Origin of the sequence: Dolichospermum lemmermannii CS-548, assembly GCF_028330815.1 — a bacterium.
GTDB classification, from domain to species: Bacteria; Cyanobacteriota; Cyanobacteriia; order Cyanobacteriales; family Nostocaceae; genus Dolichospermum; species Dolichospermum lemmermannii.
In genome coordinates this window covers 1-18822 of the sequence record NZ_JAQMTJ010000058.1, presented here as the reverse complement: position 1 = coordinate 18822, position 18822 = coordinate 1, and the positions used below count along the sequence as shown (strand labels likewise).

The following is an 18822-nucleotide window of genomic DNA, read 5'->3' as shown; positions in this document are numbered from 1 at the left end:
ACTAACAACTGACAACTGTACGGGCGAAGCATTTGGAGAACTATTTTTGGCAATGACCGATAATTTATCTTCCAAATGCTTCGCCCCTACTAACAACCAACAACTGACAAACATGACAATACCTTTACTAGAATACAAACCCAGTTCCCAAAACCAGCGCGTTTCTGGTTATGAAGTTCCCAACGAAGATACACCCACAATTTACCGCATCGAAGACTACGCCTTTGGTGGAGAAGTAGAAGAATTAATTTGGGCTGCTTATCGGCAACTTTTTAGCGAACACGTCATTCTCAAATTTTATCGCCAAGTTCATTTAGAATCCCAAGTAAAAAACAAAGCTATTACCGTCCGCGATTTTATCCGGGGTTTAGCTAAATCTGAAGCTTTCCAAAGTTTGGTAATTCAGAGTAATTCTAATTACAGATTAGTAGAAATTGGGCTAAAACGGTTATTAGGTCGCGCACCTTACAACAACAAGGAAGAAATCGCTTGGTCAATTGTGATTGCTACCAAAGGTTGGGGTGGTTTTGTTGACGCTTTGCTCGATTCTGAAGAATATCAAAGCAACTTTGGGGAAAATATCGTTCCCTACCAAAGACGACGTTATAAGGATAGACCCTTTAATTTGGTAACACCACGATACAGTGATTACTGGCGCGACCAACTTGAAGAAGCTCGTTATAAATGGGGTGACATTAAAAACTTTTTGGATATGGCAAATTCCATTAAAATTAAAACAGTGACTCACACACCAGTTAGCACTGCCAATATCCAAATTCCTAACACTACCAAGGAAACAACATCAAAAGGTATCCCTGTTTCTATCAGTCCTAGTGTTAGTTTTCCCCTGCGCTAAATAGTTTTTTAATTAGCTGGGTAATCTCGGTTACAAAAGTGATAAAGTTTGTATTTTTTTAAGGATTTTAATTTTAGTTAGTTTGCTAAGTATTAGAGCATTTTGAAATGCCAAATTTACCAAAAGGCAGGTTCTTTAAAATGGCAATTCCTTTACTTGAATACAAACCTACAACTCAAAACCAAAGAGTTAGCAGCTTTGGTACGGCAGATATTAACGAGGACAATCCTTATATCTACCGGATTGAAAATGCTAACTCTGCCGGCGAAATTGAACAACTAATTTGGGCTGCTTATCGCCAAGTTTTCAACGAACAGGAGATTCTCAAATTTAACCGCCAAATTACCTTAGAAACTCAACTCAAAAATCGGTCAATTACGGTTAAAGACTTCATTCGTGGTTTGGTGAAATCAGAGCGATTTTATCAGCTAGTTGTGACACCAAATAACAACTATCGGTTGGTAGAAATGTTCCTGAAAAGGATCTTAGGTCGTTCTCCCTACAATGAGCAAGAAAAAATTGCCTGGTCAATTCAAATTGCTACTTTAGGTTGGGGAAAATTTGTGGATGTTTTGATTGATAGTAGTGAGTATGAACAAGCCTTTGGCGAATATACCGTACCCTATCAACGCAAACGGATGACCACAGACCGCCCAATCAGTTTTACTCCCCGCTATGGTGCTGATTATCGTGACCGGGCAGGTATTGTCCAAAAATGGCCGTATCTTCGTCAATGGCGTGGAGGTTTCTACCCAGGCTCTGGGCAAAATGTTGATTTGGGGGCATTGTCTGCTGTATTACTGGTAATAACCGCAGGCATCACTTTCTTGTTGATTCTCAATTGGTTAGGAATTAGTGATATCTACTAACCTTTTGAGGGGAAAATAAGTAAGTAATCCCGCCTCAGAATGAATTCTGAGTCTAATAGCAAAAGTCGTCTCAAGACGACTGAAAAAAAAGTTTATAGTCCGTTTTAACGGACTTTAGTTATTAGCCCTAAACTTCAGTTCTGGGCGGGGTATTTCTTGAACGAAATCTTTCTTTGTTTAATTTGATCATAAAAGGAGAAAATTAATATGGCATTGCCATTACTTCAATACAATCCAAGTAGTCAAAATCACCGGGTGGCCAGCTTTGGCGTTGCTGACCAAAATGAAGATACACCTTATATCTATCGCATTGAAGATGTTAGTTCTTACACTGACATGACAAACATCATTTGGGCTGCTTATCGCCAAGTTTTTAGCGAACATGAAATTCTCAAGTTTAACCGTCAAGTTACTTTAGAATCCCAACTTAAAAACGGTTCTTTGTCAGTTCGTGACTTTATCCGGGGTTTAGCTAAATCTGAAGCTTTCTATCGTTTAGTTGTCTCTGTTAACAACAACTACCGTTTAGTAGACATCACCCTCAAACGCTTATTGGGTCGTTGTGCTTACAATAAAAAAGAAGAAATTGCTTGGTCAATTGTTATTTGTAACAAGGGCTTTGGCGGCTTTGTTGATGTTTTATTAGACAGCGCAGAATACACCCAAAACTTTGGTGATAATACCGTACCTTACCAACGCAAGCGGTTTGTAGATCGTCCTTTTAACTTGGTAACTCCTCGTTACGGTGCCGACTTCCAAGAAACAGCCGGTACAGTCAAAACCGACTGGCGCTTTACCTTGGAAAACTTCTACACTGCTAAGGCAAAAGCAAAGCGTTTAAAAGAAGGCGATCCTGCTAAATTTGCAGATATGGCTGCTTCTGTATCTGGTAAAGGTAACTATGCTCAAAAGTTATCTTCCTTTGACATTGATTACCTCAATGCTGTTCCTTATCGTGGTAAACGCTAGTACCGCAGAGCGGAATTAAAAATTAATAATTAAAAATTAAAAAGGCGGATATTACCAGCTTTTTAGTTATTTTTAATAGTTAGTTAACTTCCGCTGTTGGGTACTAAGTTTACCCAAAAATTTTTAATTTATAGGGTGCGTTAGGAAGATAATTCTTGACGCACTCTTAATTTTTTGTGCTGTTGCTCATGGTTTTTGTAAATAGGAGTTTTTTGCCTATTCTATGAAGATGTACCATAAGTAAAATCTTCTATAACTCAATTAACTTGAAGTCCCAAATTTTTAAAACTGCGATCGCTATTTCTGGATCTATACCATCATAGGCTTCCCATTCAGACTGTGGATCTTTAGGATGCCCTTCACCTACATAACCTGCAATTTTTATAATGGGAATATTCACTAAGTAATCACGTTCCATGCCTTTGGGGAGGGCTAATTTAATTCTGCGGCCTACAAACTTCGATGCACTAGATTCAGCTACAGATTCACGAACTAAACAAATATCACCAGCAGTCCCCCAAGTAGTTTGGTAAATGTGGAGAAACGATATATAACTTTCTGGTTTGATGGATCTTTTAAGAACTTGCATTATCTAATCCTTATCCTTGTTTTCGACAATTTTATCTAAACTCTACCTGCTATATTCCAATTTCCTGCTTTTTACAGAATAAAACAAGGGGTTTGCACCCCTTGAGAGAGTTTAAAAAGTGAACCGTATTAGTGATCTACGCAGGTGTAAACTGCAAAGATACACCGTTCATACAGTAACGGAGACCAGTTGGTTTTGGTCCATCATTAAAAACATGGCCTAAGTGTCCACCACAATTACTACAATGGACTTCAGTTCGGGTCATGAAAAATGTTCTATCTGTAGTAGTAGCGATCGCTCCCTCTATTGGTTTAAAAAAGCTCGGCCAGCCAGTACCACTATTAAACTTAGTATCAGCAGTAAACAAAGCCTGTCCACAACCAGCGCAGACATAAGTACCAGGTTCATATTGTTTATCGAGAGAACTGGTATGGGAGGGTTCTGTACCATGTTTCCGCAATACCCGAAACTGTTCTGGTGTGAGGATACTCTTCCATTCTTCCTCTGTTTTTGTCACTGCAAACTCTGGATTAGAAAGTGCCATAGATTCTGAACTCCAATTGATATAACGGGAAAAAAAGGCTGTACCAATTAAAACTGTACTGATTTGCAAAAAATAGCGTTTGTTCATTATTCTATTATTTGCTATTTTTTGCTTCCATGACCAAGAAACTCCCATAAATTTCTAAATCCTCCATGAGAAATTGATGAAAATCACCTAAAAACGTCTTGCTTAGTGAAAAAGAATATGTAATACTAATTACCACGATGAGTTTCTCCAAACAGGTTTTTATTAATATTTGATAATTAAATGTCCAAATTGTACCTGTTCCATCAAAAATAATCAGTTACTCTGGAGTTGATCTTTACAACTACAAAACTAATGTGCCAACTGCTAGGAATGAATTGCAACGTACCCACAGACATTTGCTTTTCCTTTGAAGGTTTTTCTGCCAGGGGAGGAAAAACAGATGAACATAGCGACGGTTGGGGAATTGCTTTTTTTGAAGGCAAAGGATGTCGGATTTTTCTAGACGCTGAAGCCTCTATCGCGTCACCAATTGCCGATTTTATCCGTCAGTATCCCATTCATTCTACTCATGTAATTGCCCATATCCGCAAAGCTACTCAAGGCAAAATAGCCTTGGAAAACTGTCATCCTTTCCGTCGGGAACTTTGGGGTAGATATTGGGTATTTGCTCATAATGGTAATTTACCAGATTTTAACCCAGAAAATCATGGGACTTTTCAACCTGTGGGGACTACGGACAGCGAAAAAGCATTTTGCTTAATTCTCAATACTTTGCGATCGCATTTTCCTCAAGAACAACCACCGCTAAAGGAACTTTATCAGACATTACATGAAATTACCAAAGAAATAGCAGCCTTTGGATCTTTTAACTACATATTATCAGATGGTGAGCATTTTTTCACCTATTGCTCAACTAAACTTTGCTACATTATTAGACAAGCGCCTTTTGCTGCGGCTCATTTAATTGATGAAGAGATGACTGTAGATTTTAGTGAATTGACTACATCTAAAGATCGCGTGGCTGTGATTGTGACTACACCCCTAACTGATAACGAAGTTTGGACACAAATACAACCCGGAGAATTACTCATATTTCAGGATGGTTTACCCCTAAAATTTGCCTAATTCTTGACAACTATTTTATTAATAAGACAAAGCAAAATTCTGGAGATATTCATTTCTAGAACTTGTTAGTAAATGCTTATTTAATATTGTAAATATCTGCTCCTTTTGATAGGTTTATTAATAAAATCAGTTGCCCCAAATACCTTAGCCCGAACTCGATCAAAAGCTCCATCACTACTAGTTAATATAATAATTGGCACTTGGGAAAAAACAGAAGTCCGTCGTAATTGTTCTTACAGCAGATTTCGCTCTCATGAGGTACAAACTTGAATTATGAAACTCTTGTAGTGCGGGCATCTTGCCCGCTGGATATGTACCTCATAACACCGGAAAGTGCTGTAAATCACGGTTGCAAAAATCCTGCATCGCTACAAAAACTTTGTCTACACCGTGACCCAACAATATATTACAATCAATCAAGAATTGCTATATTTAGCGTCTTCCCCGTTGAATTTTATCAAAAATCGCACCATCTGCAAAGAATTTCTTCTGGACACCACTCCAACCGCCAAGATCAGCTACAGTGTAGAGTCGGGCAATATAGGGGAATTTATTTTTTACTTCTTTAGATACAGTTGGGTCAACTGGACGAAAACCAACTTTAGCAAATTCACGTTGTGCTTCTGGAGTGAAAAGGAACTTGACAAAAGCTTCAGAAACCTCACGATTTCCATGCTTATCAACATTTTTATCCACAACTGCAACGGGTGCATCTATAGAGATATTTACTGGAGGAACTATGTAAGAAGTATCTGTTTTGCCTTGCTGTGCAGCTAAAATGACTTCGTTTTCATAGTTTATTAATACATCACCCTGACCTTTTTTGTAAAAAGCATCACTTGCTTCTCGTGCATCCTTGGGTAATACAACCACATTCTTAAACACATCTGTTATAAACTTTAACGCCTGGGTATCATTTCCGCCATTCTTAACTACTGAACCCCATAAAGCGAGAAAATTCCATTTAGCCCCACCAGATGTCTTGGGATTTGCAGTAATAATTTTAACATCAGGCTTTGTTAAATCAGCCCAATTTTTGATATTTTTGGGATTACCAGCGCGAGTTTCCAGGGCAACTACTGAACGGGTAACAATTGAATTGTTTGGAGATTCCTTTTCCCAACCTGGTTGAATCAAGCCAGCTTGTTCAATTTTTTTAATGTCTCCAGCCAATGCTAAAGCTACCACATCTGCGGGTAAACCATCAATTACAGCGCGGGTCTGCGAGCCAGAACCACCGTAGCTTTCACGAATAACAACATCTTGACCTTTTTCTCTTTTCCATTTTGCCACAAAATCGGGAATAATTTTTGAGTAAGCCGCTTTGGTGACTGCGTAAGTGACTAAGGTAAGTTCAACTTTTTTACCACTTTGACTGATTAGTTGCGTCTTTTGGGCTGTACCTGCAAATACAGGCAAAATAGTGCTTATACTTAAACCTGTTGCTAAGAATAAAGCCGGAAAAAACGGCTTTGTTATGGGAACAAATTTTGCGGTGTTGGAAGAATTATCTGTCATGGGATGTCCTAAAATTGGTTTAAATATAATCTACGGTAACTCTGTAAAGATAACGTATTTAACCTCTAGAGAAAGAGCGTACCAGATGTCATAAATAAAATCAATAGTTTTTGCACTTAAAAACAACTATTTTCCTATCGAGTATTGTATGTATTACATATTGCAAATATATTTTTCGGCTTTTAATGCCTATAAAGTTTATATGGCAAATCTTTTAACAGATTAAACTCTATATTTATTTTCAAATACTTATTCAAGTAAAGTATTAAAAACTGAGAATTAATTAAGTAATTTCCCATCGTAACTCCATAGAGATAATTAAAAATTGATACTTGTCATTGAAAGGCATTGTAATTTTTCTTGAAACTGGTAAAATCACCATATTCCCTATCGTCAATATGCAGTTTTTACTAGTTTTGATAACCGGATACCTGCAATAATGGTATTTTCATTAATTAACCGTAGTCTCACAGAAGGACAAAAGATGAATTTGTGGCAACAATTACGAAAACGACTACAACTGAGGTTTAGTCCAAATTCGCTCAAAGGCTTTGTATCACTTTTCTTAGTAGGGACAGTATTGAGTGTATCTCTTGCTGCTTGCTCTGGGACAAACACCAGGAATTTACCTAGTGCAACTACTGATACGGGTAAAAAACAGAATGTAGAATTAACCCTTGTATCCTTTGCTGTTACCAAAGCTGCTCACGCCGCTATTATTCCCAAATTTGTGGAAAAATGGCAAAAGGAACATAACCAAACTGTAGTATTTAAACAAAGCTATGGTGGTTCTGGTTCGCAAACTCGTGCGGTGGTTGATGGTTTAGAAGCAGATATTGTTCATCTAGCCCTGGCTTTAGATACGCAAAAAATTGAAAAGGCGGGATTAATTCAACCTGGGTGGGAAAAAGAATTTCCTAATAATGGTATTGTTTCTAAGTCTGTTGCAGCCTTAGTAACTCGTGAAGGCAACCCCAAAGGGATTAAGAATTGGGCTGATTTAGCCAAAGATAATGTTAAACTAATTACCGCAGATCCGAAAACTTCTGGGGTAGCGCGGTGGAATTTTCTCGCCCTTTGGAATTCAGTCATTAAAACTGGTGGAGATGAAACTAAAGCTATTGATTTTGTGACCAAAGTTTATAAAAATGTCCCTGTATTAACCAAAGATGCTCGTGAAGCTACAGACGCATTTTTTAAACAAGGTCAAGGTGATGCTTTGATTAACTATGAAAATGAAATTGTTTTGGCAAAAGACAAGGGTGAAAAAACAAATTACATTCTTCCTGATATAAATATCTCCATTGATAATCCTATTGCTGTTGTGGATAAAAATGTTGATAAACATGGTAATCGTGAAGTAGCAGAAGCTTTTGTTAAATATTTGTTTACCCCCGAAGCACAACGGGAATTTGCTAAAGTAGGATTTCGTCCTGTAGATGAAACAGTAGCTAAGAGTAAAGAATTTGCTGACAAATATCCCCAAATAAAAACTTTAGGTACAGTTCAAGAATTAGGTGGTTGGGATGCTGTTCAGAAAAAGTTCTTTAATGATGGGGCAATTTTTGACCAAATTCAAGCTAAAAATAAACGGTAATTGGTGATTGGTAATTGGTGATTGGTGATTGGTGATTGGTAATTGGTGATTGGTGATTGGTAATTGACAACTAACAACTGACAACTGTACGGGCGAAGCATTTGGAGAACTATTTTTGGCAATGACCGATAATTTATCTTCCAAATGCTTCGCCCCTACTGACAACTGAAAACTGACAACTAACAAAATTATGACTGAATCTGCGGCTGTACAAACTAATATTAAACCTCCCATTTGGAAGGTATTTGTAGATAATTTGATTCATCTTCCTTGGACTTGGCGGATTACTTTGGGATATCTAACTGTGATGTTATTTATTCCCATTGTGGCCATGTTTCTCAAGGCTAGTACGGAATCTCCTGCGAAGTTTTGGGAAATTGCCACCAGCGAGTTAGCATTAGCAACTTATAATGTTACCTTTGTTACTTCATTATTTGCAGCTTTGCTGAATGGTGTGTTTGGAACTTTGATTGCTTGGGTATTAGTGCGTTACGATTTTCCTTTGAAACGGATTATTGATGCCACAGTAGATTTACCCTTTGCTTTGCCAACATCTGTCGCAGGTTTAACACTGGCAACAGTTTACAGTGAGAATGGTTGGTTGGGTTCATTGTTAGCACCAATGGGGATTAAGGTATCTTTTACTCGCTTGGGGGTAGGAGTGGCAATGATATTTATATCATTACCCTTTATAGTGAGAACTGTGCAACCTGTTCTGCAAGAAATGGAATCGGAAATTGAAGAAGCTGCTTGGAGTTTAGGTGCTTCTGAATGGCAAACTTTTTGGAAAGTGATTTTACCGCCTTTATTTCCGACAATTTTAACTGGTGTAGCTTTGGGTTTTTCCCGCGCAGTTGGGGAGTATGGTTCAACAGTAATTATTTCTTCTAATACACCCTATAAAGATTTGATTGCACCTGTGTTAATTTTCCAGCGGTTGGAACAATATGACTATGCTGGTGCAACTGTAATTGGTGTGGTTTTATTAGGAATTTCTTTGGTAATGTTATTAGCAATTAATTTCTTACAAGCTTGGGCAAGAAGATATGACAATAGATAAAGTTAAAAGACCAAAAAAACAGAGTTGGGTACCGGCAGTTTTAATTGGGATTGCGATCGCTTACCTATTTCTGGTTCAATATATTCCAGCTATTAATGTTTTTTTTGAAGCTTTCAAAAAGGGAACTGGGCCATTTTTATCTAACCTGGCAAAACCGGAATTTCTCCACGCAGCTTGGTTAACCCTGTTACTAGCTGCGATTTCTATCCCTGTAAATGCCGTATTTGGATTATGTGCGGCTTGGGCGATCGCTCGACATAAATTCCCTGGACGCGCTATAGTTCTTAGTATCATTGATTTGCCCTTTTCCATCTCCCCAGTCGTCGCCGGGTTAATGATAGTCTTATTGTACGGGAGACAGGGCTGGTTTGGTCCTTGGCTACAAGCCCATGATATTAAAATTGTCTTTGCTTTTCCAGGGATGCTTATGGCTACCGCTTTTGTGAGTATGCCTTTTGTGGCCAGAGAAGTAATTCCTGTCTTAGAAGAATTTGGCAAAGATCAGGAAGAAGCTGCCAGAACATTAGGTGCAAACGATTGGCAAACTTTTTGGCGGGTAACTTTACCGAGTATTCGTTGGGGGTTACTCTACGGTTTAATCTTGACAAATGCCAGAGCCATGGGTGAATTTGGTGCAGTTTCTGTGGTATCTGGTAACATTGCCAATACAACCCAGACTTTACCATTATTTGTGGAAGATGCTTACAAACAATATGAAACAGAAGCTGCTTTTTCTGCTGCTGTATTGTTAGCATTTCTGGCAGTTATCACCTTGATTCTGAAGGAAATCATAGAACGAAAAACCGAAATTAAAGAAGTTGAATAATGGCTAATAGGTAATTTCCAGACAACTATTAAATTACATCTTAGAGGTGGTTATGAGTAGTGAAAATACCCTGATAAACAAGCGAATTCGCGTCAGAATTCCCCAAGATCATCATCAAGAACCTGTAATTTCTCGCCTAGTTTCAGAATATGGCTTGACTGTGAATATCAAAGCCGCAATTCTCGGACAGGATGCTGTAGGTGATGGTTGGTTTGATTTAGATTTACAAGGAACAAATGGACAAATTCACAATGGGTTAACCTATTTACAAGAATTGAAATTGCAAGTTTGGGATGAAAATAGCATTAGTGATTGGTGAAAAAATTGTAGCTTAGGTTAAGCAACAGAGCCACAGGAGATGGAGGAGAATTATCGCTCAGTTGTATCAATATCCCCCCTAACTCCCGTTTTTAAGGGGGATTTAGGGGGATCTCAAGATTTTGGATACATGACCAAAGACTTTTCAAGCATCCTCTTAGACAAAACAATCTTAGTTATGTCCGCAATTTCTCAGATTCCTCACCTTTTTAAGCAATGGGAGATATCCATCTGTAAAAATAATCATCAATAAACTGCTTTTTTTTCAGACATAAATATCGAAATTATGTCCTAATTCTTAAATCAAACCACTTGATTTTCTCAAATTAATTAGTAAAAATATAAATAAGTCTAACATCTTGTAGGCTCTCTTGGTGACAACTTAACCTTATCCAATGTCCAGAGTCCGCTAACGCGGACTTTTTTATTTATCTTGATATTCTCTAGATTTTTATCTCAGGTTTTAACTTTTCAATTTTTTGAGTAAAGTATAATTCTTGATATTTAAGTTGTTGAGCTATTTCTAATCCTTTCTGAAATGCTGTTAATGCTTGTGTAGATTCTCGGCGTTCTAAATATAAGTCACCAATTTGGTCATAAGCTGACATTAAACCATAAGAATTGTTAGCTAATGTTTGTGTTTCTATGAGAATTTGGCTAGTTTGTAAAGCTGCATCTATCTGTTTTTGTGAACGATAAAAAGTAATTAATTTCTCTAATGCTTCTCCAGCTTTAGCGTATTGTTCTAATTGCCATGCACCAGTATAAGCTGCTTGATAATTATCAAAAGCCTGTTGTTTTAAATTGGGATCTTTTTGAGCTAGAGATTCATAATTTGCAGCTATCGCTAATTTCAAAGCTGGAATTTGACTCAAATTTTGTTCACGAGTATAAACTTGGACTAATTTATTTAATATATCTATTGCTGCTTGTGGTTGTTTTCCTTGGGAATAGATATAAGCTAACTGTTGTAAATATCCTAATTCATTAGTTTTATCACCCTGATTAATTGCTAAATTTAACAGTTTTTGGTAAGTATTAGCAGCTTGGGGATAATCAAACCAACTTAAATGTAATTCTCCAATATTTTTTAAAGTCTCCATTTCTCCAGATGAATCTTGTTGTTGTTTTACTAAGATCAAAATTTGTTCATAAGCCAATATTCCCAATTTAGGAAACCGGATTTTTTGATAAGCTTTCCCCAGAGATTGCCATAATTGTAAATCGGTACTTTTTTGTTTTCCTATCTCGCTTTGAATTACTTGTAATCGCTGACTAATATATCGCACCTGTTCCCGTTCATTTTGATTCCAAGCGATTTCTCCCACTCTTGATAACGCTTCCACCTCAGACAATGTGCCTAAAAAGCGTCTCAATCGTAGTTCACGATTCCAAATCTCAAAGGCTTTCTTTTTATCTTCTCCTTGTAGTGTCACCTGTGCCTCTTGATTTAATCCATCTAAATCCGTCTTTAATTTTTCCAATTCTGTTAATGTTAATTCCCGTTTATGTGGTAAATTTGGCAATATTGGGTCAGTTATAGTTATTTCTAAGGGACTAGGAGGAAACTTATCCAAATCTTCAATTTTTTTTTCTTTGGCTAATGTGTTAGAAATACACAAATGCCAGACAATGATAGTAGTAATGATGAAAATAAACCGCTGTCTCATGGTTAATTTACCTTTCTCACATTAATTAAACGCAGCATTGTAGATCAATAGAGGGCATAATTTAGGTTATAAGCAAATATCAAGTTTTACAAGTATTCTGATGCCAAATTGTCGGCTTTTTTCTTTCTTCCTCTTAAATCCTTCTTCTTGAATATGAGTAAAATAATTCCCGCCATAAGTGTCAAAAACTTTAGTTTTTACTACAATAAGCAAAAAATTCTGGAAAATCTGTCAATGGATATTCCCCAAAATAAAATTATTGCCATTATGGGACCTAGTGGTTGCGGGAAATCTACTTTTTTGAAGTCTCTCAACCGCATGAGTGACTTAGAGGGAGAAGTCCAAACCCAAGGAAAAATCGAATTTTTTGGGCAAAATATTTATGAACGACGGATTAATCTCAATCGTCTCCGTCGTCAAATTAGTACAATTTACTCCAAACCCAATCTTTTTCCCATGAGCAGTTATGATAACGTTGCTTACGGTGTAAAATTAATTGGCTGGCGACCAAAATCAGAATTAGATGAAATTGTCGAGTTAGCTCTTAAATCTGCGGATATTTGGGAAGAAGTCAAAAATAAGCTCTATAAACCAGCTTTGGAACTCTCTTGTGGACAACAACAAAGGTTGTGCATTGCTCGCGCTTTAGCCGTTAAACCTCAAGTTATTCTGATGGATGAGCTTTGTTGTGGACTTGATCCCATTACCACCACAAAAATTGAAGAACTAATTGAGTGTTTGCGTTCTGAACTGACAATTATATTTATCTCTCAAAACATCCAGCAAGTCTCTCGTCTCGCAGATTTTACAGCTTTATTTCAATACAATCAAAATCATGTTGGACAATTACGAGAATTTGCATCAACTAAAAAAGTTTTAGCTCAAGCCACAGATTATCGTATCCGCGATTACGCTGGTAGTTATTCTCGATAATTATAGCCTCTTCTCCCTTCTCCCTGTTCCCTGTTCCCTACTTTAAAAATGAACGCAACAGGAAAAAACTAGCAATAGATTTAGCATCTACAGATTCTCCTGCCAAAATGGCTTTTTCCAATTCTTCAGGAGTTAATAATACTGTTTCTATGTCTTCATCTTCATCCTGTTCTGGTGGTGTTTCCAGCTTTTCTAAATCTCTAGCAATAAAAGCATAGATAATTTCATCGGAATAACCAGGAGCAAGAAAAAACTCTCCTAACTTATCCCACTGACGAGCATGATAACCAGTTTCTTCTTCAATTTCCCGTTTAACTGTTTCTAAAGGATCTTCATTGGGTTCTACAGTTCCCGCTGGAAATTCTAACAGTCTTCCCTGGACTGCAAACCGATATTGACGCACAAGTACAAGCTTACCTTCTGCGGTTATGGGTATAGCCAAAGCACCGCCGGGATGACGAATACATTCCCATTCCCCTTCAGATTTGTTGGGTAAACGCAAACGATTAACTTCAAAGTTAAATTTGCGTCCTTTATAAAATAAGTGTTGCTTCAGCAACTGTGGTAATTCTCTACCTAATGGCATAGTAAAATTCTACCGTCTGTGAATACAGAGAACGTATACGGGGGTTTTTTGTGGTTATCAGTTCTTTTTGGGTGGCAAAAATGGTAATTTTTTCACCCGCTACAATAAATGTATATCATTCGTGTCTATCTCTAGCAGTAAATCTCGAATTACTCTTTGAGATATAGGATCTATCCAATCTGGAGCAATTTCGACTAAAGGAACTAAAACAAAAGCTCGTTCAGTCATGCGGGGATGGGGAATTTGCAGGTTTGGCTGATGTAAAATTAAGTCATCATATAATAACAAATCTAAATCTAGGGTGCGTGGCCCCCAATGCTCCTGACGCTCACGCCCAAACTTTTGTTCAATTGTTAGTAGTTGTTCTAATAAAGTCTGTGGTGACATTTGCACAAGTAAGATCGCGCAACCATTTAAGTAATCAGGCTGAGTTGGTCCTATGGCTTTAGTTCGATACCAACTCGATTTGGCTTCTATAGTTATGCCGGATGTTTGAGCTAAAGCTTCTAAAGCTCCTGCTAAAATGCCTTGGGAATTGCCAATGTTACTACCGAGAGCGATCGCAGTTCTAGCCGCATTGTTTAGCATTCTATCGGACTCCTAGTTAATTGTTGAACTGAAGGGAGCAGGGAGACACAGGGAGGAAAATTCATGATGATTCTGTGATTTTTGGAGTTCTTTTATGCAAAAATTGCATGATTTAATTATCATAAATGATATTAAGATCAATAATATAGCTTTGTAGAAAACATATATTACCACTGAATTAAGTTAATGATTTATGAGGTATTATATGGGTTATTATATTAACGTAGAAATGTTGCGTTCAAACCAAACAGGAGAAACTGCCATTGCCATTAGGTAATCATCAACAAAATGACGAGTCCACAAATGAAAACTTACTACCGAAAATGCAGGTGAAGGCAAAGCAGTTAATCACCCAGATGGCAACTCTATCATCGGGAATCTTGGGCAAAATTGCCAGCAGCGATAAACCCTTTTATCGTCGTTTTTGGTTTTGGGCTGGGTTAGGTGTTGGTAGTGGGATCATTGCTTTCCATTACACAATCTTAGAAATAGATAAAAATTTACCAGATCAGTCTGCACTCAGAGCATTGGTACGAGAGCAAACTCTGACAATTAAAGCTGGTGATGGTAGTGTTCTACAACAGCAGGGGGAAGCTACCAGAGAAGTGCTGAAAATAGAGCAAATACCAGATACTTTAAAAAAAGCTTTTATTGCTTCAGAAGACAGAAGATTTAATCAACACAATGGATTTGATCCCCAAGGAATTGCCAGAGCAGTTATCAATAATTTGCGATCGCAAAATATAGGAGAAGGTGGTAGTACCATCACCCAACAAGTAGCGCGAATTCTCTTCCTTAAACCAGAAAAAACCTTTTGGCGTAAACTCAAAGAAGTCCGGTTATCCCAAAAAATAGAGCGACAATTGACTAAAGATCAGATTCTCGAACGTTATTTAAATCTCGTTTATTTAGGCTCTGGAGCTTACGGTGTCGGAGATGCGGCTTGGGTATACTTTAGTAAATCCGTAGATCAACTGACTTTATCAGAAATGGCCACCCTGGCTGGTTTAGCTCCTGCACCTAACGTCTATGGCCCCGATAAAAACCCCAAAATAGCTACAGAACGACGAAATTTGGTGTTACAGCGGATGCTAGAAGATGGCATAATTACACCGGAACAAAAACAAGCAGCTATACAAGAAGCATTAATAGTTAACAGCAGTTTACCCAAACGGTTACAAGTTAATTTTCCCTACTTTACTAGCTATGTTCAGAAAGAACTGCCCAAGTACCTGGGCGCTGATGTCTTAGCTAGTGGTGGTTTAGTAGTAGAAACAACCTTAAACCCCATTTCCCAACAAGCAGCAGAAGCCGCAGTTGCTAAAATATTAAAAAATGAAGGTCAGTGGCAAAACTTTAAACAAGCGGCCATGGTTGCCATAGATCCTCGGAGTGGGGAAATTCAGGCCATGGTAGGTGGTAAAGACTTTAGCAAAAACCAGTTTAATCGTGTAACTCAAGCCCAACGACAACCAGGATCGACTTTTAAGGGTTTCGTCTATGCTACAGCGATCGCTACTGGTAAAAGTCCCTACGATAGTTATTTAGATGAACCTTTATCAATAGATGGTTATGAGCCAAAAAATTCCCATAACAAATTCTCTGGTTGGTTAAATATCAGAGACGCTCTCACCAAATCTATCAATACAATTGCGGTAAAAGTCTTAATAGAAATAGGTTTTGAACCCACCATTAAACTTGCCCATGACATGGGCATTAAGTCAGAACTCAAACCTAACTATTCCCTGGCTCTTGGTTCTAATGAAGTCAATTTACTAGAATTAACCAACGCCTATGGTACATTTACCAACCAAGGAAATTATATAGAAGCTCATGGCATTCGGCGCATTCTCAACCGCGAAGGAGATGTCATTTGGTCAGCCAAATATGAATCTAAGCAAGTTTTAGATCCTGATACTAGCGCCATCATGACTTGGATGTTAAGAAATGTTGTCACCGATGGCACTGGTGCTGCGGCTCAATTAGATGATAGACAAGTTGCCGGCAAAACAGGCACTACTGATGAATCCCGTGATTTATGGTTTATTGGTTATATTCCTCAGTTAGTGGCTGGGGTGTGGTTAGGGAATGATGATAACACCCCTACCTATGGTAATAGTGGTAGTGCAGCTTATGCTTGGCATGAGTTTATGGAAAAAGCCGTAGAGGGAATGCCGGTAGAAAAATTTCCACCCCGACCTAATTTAGAAAATCGCAAAGGTACTATCAAAGCCCAACCTCTCAAACCGAAAAAAATTCTCCATAAATCGGCTGATGATTATGATCAAAAATCAGATGAGGACAATACCGACAATTCTGATTCATCAACCAGACGCAGACGCAGAAGAACCAATAATCAGTCGGAAGATTCGGCAAATTCATCAGAACGTAGACCAAGACGGAAACGACGCTATAGTCAACAAAATAATGATCCACTGGCTTCCTCTAGCAGAAGACGAAGCAATCGCAGGGAAGAATCTAATAGCGACTCTACTCCTAAATCATCTCGTTCACGACGCAGGAGCAGCAAAGAATCAGGTCAGGTAAAGTCATCTTCCCCTGTAGAGAATAATTCTGAAGGATCTTCATCATCACAACCTTCCTGGAGGGAAAGACTCAAGCCCAATTCTTCACCGTAAAGATTTTTCCTAGGGTAGATGTAGGGGATTCGCTGAGTTTATACTTTATGAAGAACTGTAACCTACATTAGCCGAATATAATCATGAGTTATTTATTGCTCCAAGTCCCAGTGCTAGACACTGGAAATCACTTTCCCTTAGCGTTTACTTTGGTGTATGTGGTGGGTTTTATCGCTGCTGTCACCATCGGTTCAATTGCTTGGTACAACTCCAAACGTCCCCCCGGTTGGGAAAATAAAGATCGTCCCAACATTATCCCCAAGGTTGAAAAAGAGTAGGTAATAGGCAATAGGCAATAGGCAAGAAATATTCTCCCCTGCCTCCTGCCTCCTGCCTCCCTAATTCTGTACTTGACAATCCTGAGTTTTTCTTAAGCGCACCATGAAAAAACCATCCATATCCTGTTGATGAGGCCAGACTTTTAACCAACCAGGAGCAGTATCATTAAATAAATCAAAAGAGTGAGGTTCAATTTGCCAATGGGGATTTGCGGCTAAAAACTCCGTAATTATCTGTTCATTCTCCGCTGGATGCAGCGTACAAGTTGCGTAAACTAAAACACCACCAGCCTTGACAAAACCTGCATTATGTGATAAGAGTTCTTTTTGGAGTTGGGAAAGTTTTTGCACAGAATCTGGTGTTTGTCGCCAACGCGCATCAGCGTGACGGTGCATAGTTCCCAAACCAGAGCAAGGAGCATCAACTAATACACAGTCAGCAGAATTGGAGAATTGCGGTAAGTTGCAACTATCTCCTGCACAAATTTCGATAGATTGTAAATTTAGACGGTGGGCATTTTCTTTTAATTTGCGTAACCGGGAAGCAGTTTGATCACAAGCCCAAATTTTGCCTTTATCTCCCATTAATTCGGCAATATGGGTAGTTTTTCCCCCTGGTGCCGCACAAACATCAATCACTACATTCCCCGGCAGAGGGTCAAGCAAATGACCAACTAATTGAGCACTACTATCTTGGATAGTCCACCAACCTTCATTAAAACCAGGTAGATTTTGAATTGCCCCGTTATGACCAATTAATCGTAAAGCTTGGGGTAAATGGGGAATGGGTTTGACTAAAACACCAGCAGATTCAAAAGCTGATTGTATCTCTTCTAAAGAACTGCGAAGAATATTTACCCGTAAATCAATTGTCGGGGTTTGATTCATCCAATTAGCGAGTTTTTCTGTTTCTTCAAAACCCAATTCTTTTAACCAAACTTCAATAATCCAATTAGGGAAACTGTGGAAAATACCTAATCTTTCGACCGGATTTTCCGGTAAATTTAGCGGTTCTGAGGATTTTTCTGCAAGTCGGAGATATTGACGTAATAAACCATTGACAAAACCAGTTAAACCAGGAAAACCATTTTCCTTTGCTAATTCAACAGTAGTATTTACAGCCGCAGAAGCGGGAATTCTTTCTTGATAACGCAGTTGGTAAAAACCCAAATGTAAAATGGTGCGGAGGTCTTTTGGCTGTTGCTGAATTTTCTTAGTAGCAAGTTGCTCAATGATAGCATCAAGGGTGCGTTGTCTTCTCACACTCCCATAAACTAATTCTGTCATTAACCGCCGATTATTGTCGGGTAACTTAAACTTTTGTAGCACTCTATCTAAAGCAACATCAGCATAAGCTCCTTTATGAACTTCTTTGAGAGCAATAAAAGCCACTTGACGGGGATTGGTCATGAAATTAAATTAAATTAAGTAAGTAAGTTGCAGGTTAGCTAAAAGGTTACAGGAATCAATACCTTGTCCATCTTTTGTAGGTTGGGTTAAGCGACAGCGCAACCCAACGCATTTGTTGGGTTTCCTTACGTCAACCCAACCTACAAATCAAGACTTTTTTCGATTTGGACAAGGTATTGAGGAATATAAGATATTTTTATCACAATTACCAAACAAGATTGAAAGTATAAAAACGATAATAGAACTTTATGTGGAAATTGGTTGCAAGTTGAATAAAATATACCCAGATAGAGATAGTTTAGCACTTTCTTTAAACCTCTAAGAGGATGTTTGAAAAGTGGTATTCCGTAATTTTCATCACATTGCTACCCCCCCTTTCCCCTTGTAAAGGGGGGAAACAATAAAAATCCAGTTCCCTCCCCTTTACAAGGGGAGGGTTAGGGTGGGGTAAAAAATATT

General features: G+C 38.2%; 20 protein-coding genes. 11 read left to right on the top strand and 9 right to left on the bottom strand.

Going from position 1 to position 18822, the window contains the following annotated elements; genetic code table 11:
* The first annotated feature begins 112 nt into the window (after positions 1-112).
* From PN450_RS03080 to PN450_RS03070, 3 genes are all read left to right on the top strand, one after another.
* Positions 113-856, top strand: coding sequence for a phycobilisome rod-core linker polypeptide (locus tag PN450_RS03080; RefSeq protein ID WP_271835392.1), 744 nt, complete (start codon positions 113-115; stop codon positions 854-856).
* A gap of 140 nt (positions 857-996) precedes the next feature.
* Positions 997-1725, top strand: coding sequence for a phycobilisome rod-core linker polypeptide (locus tag PN450_RS03075; RefSeq protein WP_015079023.1), 729 nt, complete (start codon positions 997-999; stop codon positions 1723-1725).
* 207 nt (positions 1726-1932) lie between these two features.
* The gene (locus PN450_RS03070) at positions 1933-2694 is read left to right on the top strand and encodes a phycobilisome rod-core linker polypeptide (protein ID WP_015079024.1); all 762 of its coding nucleotides are present in this window, start codon (positions 1933-1935) and stop codon (positions 2692-2694) included.
* 250 nt (positions 2695-2944) lie between these two features.
* Here the strand turns inward: PN450_RS03070 and PN450_RS03065 are convergent, their stop codons facing one another.
* A complete protein-coding gene (locus PN450_RS03065; RefSeq protein WP_015079025.1) occupies positions 2945-3283 on the bottom strand; it encodes a hypothetical protein in 339 nt (112 codons plus the stop codon).
* Between the two features lie 136 nt (positions 3284-3419).
* Entirely contained in the window at positions 3420-3914 is a 495-nt protein-coding gene (msrB, locus tag PN450_RS03060; protein WP_271823407.1) for a peptide-methionine (R)-S-oxide reductase MsrB, read from the bottom strand.
* Positions 3915-4166: 252 nt separating this feature from the next.
* Here msrB and PN450_RS03055 point away from each other — a divergent pair, with 252 nt between their 5' ends.
* Entirely contained in the window at positions 4167-4940 is a 774-nt protein-coding gene (locus PN450_RS03055) for a class II glutamine amidotransferase (protein WP_271835391.1), read from the top strand.
* Between the two features lie 80 nt (positions 4941-5020).
* Here the strand turns inward: PN450_RS03055 and PN450_RS23910 are convergent, their stop codons facing one another.
* Together PN450_RS23910 and PN450_RS03050 are read right to left on the bottom strand one after the other, a co-directional pair.
* Complete coding sequence (locus PN450_RS23910; RefSeq protein WP_334311473.1) at positions 5021-5140, bottom strand: response regulator; 120 nt, start codon at positions 5138-5140, stop codon at positions 5021-5023.
* Positions 5141-5372: 232 nt separating this feature from the next.
* Positions 5373-6458, bottom strand: coding sequence for a sulfate ABC transporter substrate-binding protein (locus PN450_RS03050; RefSeq protein ID WP_213710913.1), 1086 nt, complete (start codon positions 6456-6458; stop codon positions 5373-5375).
* A 484-nt stretch (positions 6459-6942) separates the two neighbouring features.
* On the opposite strand from PN450_RS03050, the gene PN450_RS03045 reads away from it, so the two are divergent.
* Positions 6943-8055, top strand: coding sequence for a sulfate ABC transporter substrate-binding protein (locus PN450_RS03045; protein ID WP_271835394.1), 1113 nt, complete (start codon positions 6943-6945; stop codon positions 8053-8055).
* On the opposite strand, the gene PN450_RS03040 is transcribed toward PN450_RS03045, so the two are convergent.
* Positions 7972-8220 (bottom strand): hypothetical protein, encoded by a 249-nt coding sequence (locus PN450_RS03040; protein WP_271835390.1) that lies wholly within the window; start codon positions 8218-8220, stop codon positions 7972-7974. The two genes, PN450_RS03045 and PN450_RS03040, sit on opposite strands and share 84 nt — an antisense overlap.
* A 25-nt stretch (positions 8221-8245) precedes the next feature.
* Here PN450_RS03040 and cysT point away from each other — a divergent pair, with 25 nt between their 5' ends.
* Genes cysT through PN450_RS03025 form a run of 3 tightly spaced genes read left to right on the top strand, consistent with a single transcriptional unit; the run spans position 8246 to position 10260 of the window.
* Positions 8246-9115 carry a sulfate ABC transporter permease subunit CysT gene (cysT, locus tag PN450_RS03035; protein WP_271835389.1) on the top strand — a complete coding sequence of 290 codons (870 nt, stop codon included), beginning with the start codon at positions 8246-8248 and terminating at the stop codon, positions 9113-9115.
* Positions 9102-9941, top strand: coding sequence for a sulfate ABC transporter permease subunit CysW (gene cysW / locus PN450_RS03030; RefSeq protein WP_168696252.1), 840 nt, complete (start codon positions 9102-9104; stop codon positions 9939-9941). The genes cysT and cysW overlap by 14 nt, the downstream gene beginning before the upstream one ends.
* A gap of 52 nt (positions 9942-9993) precedes the next feature.
* A complete protein-coding gene (locus tag PN450_RS03025; protein WP_148760713.1) occupies positions 9994-10260 on the top strand; it encodes an NIL domain-containing protein in 267 nt (88 codons plus the stop codon).
* 442 nt (positions 10261-10702) lie between these two features.
* On the opposite strand, the gene PN450_RS03020 is transcribed toward PN450_RS03025, so the two are convergent.
* Positions 10703-11929: a tetratricopeptide repeat protein gene (locus PN450_RS03020; protein WP_271835388.1), complete on the bottom strand. Its 1227-nt coding sequence runs from the start codon at positions 11927-11929 to the stop codon at positions 10703-10705.
* A 153-nt stretch (positions 11930-12082) separates the two neighbouring features.
* Here PN450_RS03020 and PN450_RS03015 point away from each other — a divergent pair, with 153 nt between their 5' ends.
* Entirely contained in the window at positions 12083-12862 is a 780-nt protein-coding gene (locus PN450_RS03015; RefSeq protein WP_148760717.1) for a phosphate ABC transporter ATP-binding protein, read from the top strand.
* Between the two features lie 37 nt (positions 12863-12899).
* On the opposite strand, the gene PN450_RS03010 is transcribed toward PN450_RS03015, so the two are convergent.
* Together PN450_RS03010 and folK are read right to left on the bottom strand one after the other, a co-directional pair.
* A complete protein-coding gene (locus tag PN450_RS03010; protein WP_148760719.1) occupies positions 12900-13448 on the bottom strand; it encodes an NUDIX hydrolase in 549 nt (182 codons plus the stop codon).
* A gap of 99 nt (positions 13449-13547) precedes the next feature.
* The gene (folK, locus tag PN450_RS03005; protein ID WP_148760721.1) at positions 13548-14036 is read right to left on the bottom strand and encodes a 2-amino-4-hydroxy-6-hydroxymethyldihydropteridine diphosphokinase; all 489 of its coding nucleotides are present in this window, start codon (positions 14034-14036) and stop codon (positions 13548-13550) included.
* Between the two features lie 263 nt (positions 14037-14299).
* On the opposite strand from folK, the gene PN450_RS03000 reads away from it, so the two are divergent.
* On the top strand, positions 14300-16675 hold the full coding sequence (locus tag PN450_RS03000; RefSeq protein ID WP_417033734.1) for a transglycosylase domain-containing protein: 2376 nt from the start codon (positions 14300-14302) through the stop codon (positions 16673-16675).
* 83 nt (positions 16676-16758) lie between these two features.
* Positions 16759-16953 (top strand): photosystem II assembly protein Psb35, encoded by a 195-nt coding sequence (gene psb35, locus PN450_RS02995; protein ID WP_015079039.1) that lies wholly within the window; start codon positions 16759-16761, stop codon positions 16951-16953.
* A gap of 60 nt (positions 16954-17013) precedes the next feature.
* On the opposite strand, the gene PN450_RS02990 is transcribed toward psb35, so the two are convergent.
* On the bottom strand, positions 17014-18363 hold the full coding sequence (locus tag PN450_RS02990; protein ID WP_271835387.1) for a 16S rRNA (cytosine(967)-C(5))-methyltransferase: 1350 nt from the start codon (positions 18361-18363) through the stop codon (positions 17014-17016).
* Positions 18364-18822 lie beyond the last annotated feature (459 nt).

Excerpts from the sequence above, each read along its gene's own strand:
- PN450_RS03080 (WP_271835392.1), top strand. The coding sequence starts at position 113 with ATGACAATACCTTTACTAGAATACAAACCCAGTTCCCAAAACCAGCGC.
- PN450_RS03075 (WP_015079023.1), top strand. The coding sequence starts at position 997 with ATGGCAATTCCTTTACTTGAATACAAACCTACAACTCAAAACCAAAGA.
- PN450_RS03070 (WP_015079024.1), top strand. The coding sequence starts at position 1,933 with ATGGCATTGCCATTACTTCAATACAATCCAAGTAGTCAAAATCACCGG.
- PN450_RS03065 (WP_015079025.1), bottom strand. The coding sequence starts at position 3,283 with ATGCAAGTTCTTAAAAGATCCATCAAACCAGAAAGTTATATATCGTTT.
- msrB (WP_271823407.1), bottom strand. The coding sequence starts at position 3,914 with ATGAACAAACGCTATTTTTTGCAAATCAGTACAGTTTTAATTGGTACA.
- PN450_RS03055 (WP_271835391.1), top strand. The coding sequence starts at position 4,167 with ATGTGCCAACTGCTAGGAATGAATTGCAACGTACCCACAGACATTTGC.
- PN450_RS03050 (WP_213710913.1), bottom strand. The coding sequence starts at position 6,458 with ATGACAGATAATTCTTCCAACACCGCAAAATTTGTTCCCATAACAAAG.
- PN450_RS03045 (WP_271835394.1), top strand. The coding sequence starts at position 6,943 with ATGAATTTGTGGCAACAATTACGAAAACGACTACAACTGAGGTTTAGT.
- cysT (WP_271835389.1), top strand. The coding sequence starts at position 8,246 with ATGACTGAATCTGCGGCTGTACAAACTAATATTAAACCTCCCATTTGG.
- cysW (WP_168696252.1), top strand. The coding sequence starts at position 9,102 with ATGACAATAGATAAAGTTAAAAGACCAAAAAAACAGAGTTGGGTACCG.
- PN450_RS03025 (WP_148760713.1), top strand. The coding sequence starts at position 9,994 with ATGAGTAGTGAAAATACCCTGATAAACAAGCGAATTCGCGTCAGAATT.
- PN450_RS03020 (WP_271835388.1), bottom strand. The coding sequence starts at position 11,929 with ATGAGACAGCGGTTTATTTTCATCATTACTACTATCATTGTCTGGCAT.
- PN450_RS03015 (WP_148760717.1), top strand. The coding sequence starts at position 12,083 with ATGAGTAAAATAATTCCCGCCATAAGTGTCAAAAACTTTAGTTTTTAC.
- PN450_RS03010 (WP_148760719.1), bottom strand. The coding sequence starts at position 13,448 with ATGCCATTAGGTAGAGAATTACCACAGTTGCTGAAGCAACACTTATTT.
- folK (WP_148760721.1), bottom strand. The coding sequence starts at position 14,036 with ATGCTAAACAATGCGGCTAGAACTGCGATCGCTCTCGGTAGTAACATT.
- psb35 (WP_015079039.1), top strand. The coding sequence starts at position 16,759 with ATGAGTTATTTATTGCTCCAAGTCCCAGTGCTAGACACTGGAAATCAC.
- PN450_RS02990 (WP_271835387.1), bottom strand. The coding sequence starts at position 18,363 with ATGACCAATCCCCGTCAAGTGGCTTTTATTGCTCTCAAAGAAGTTCAT.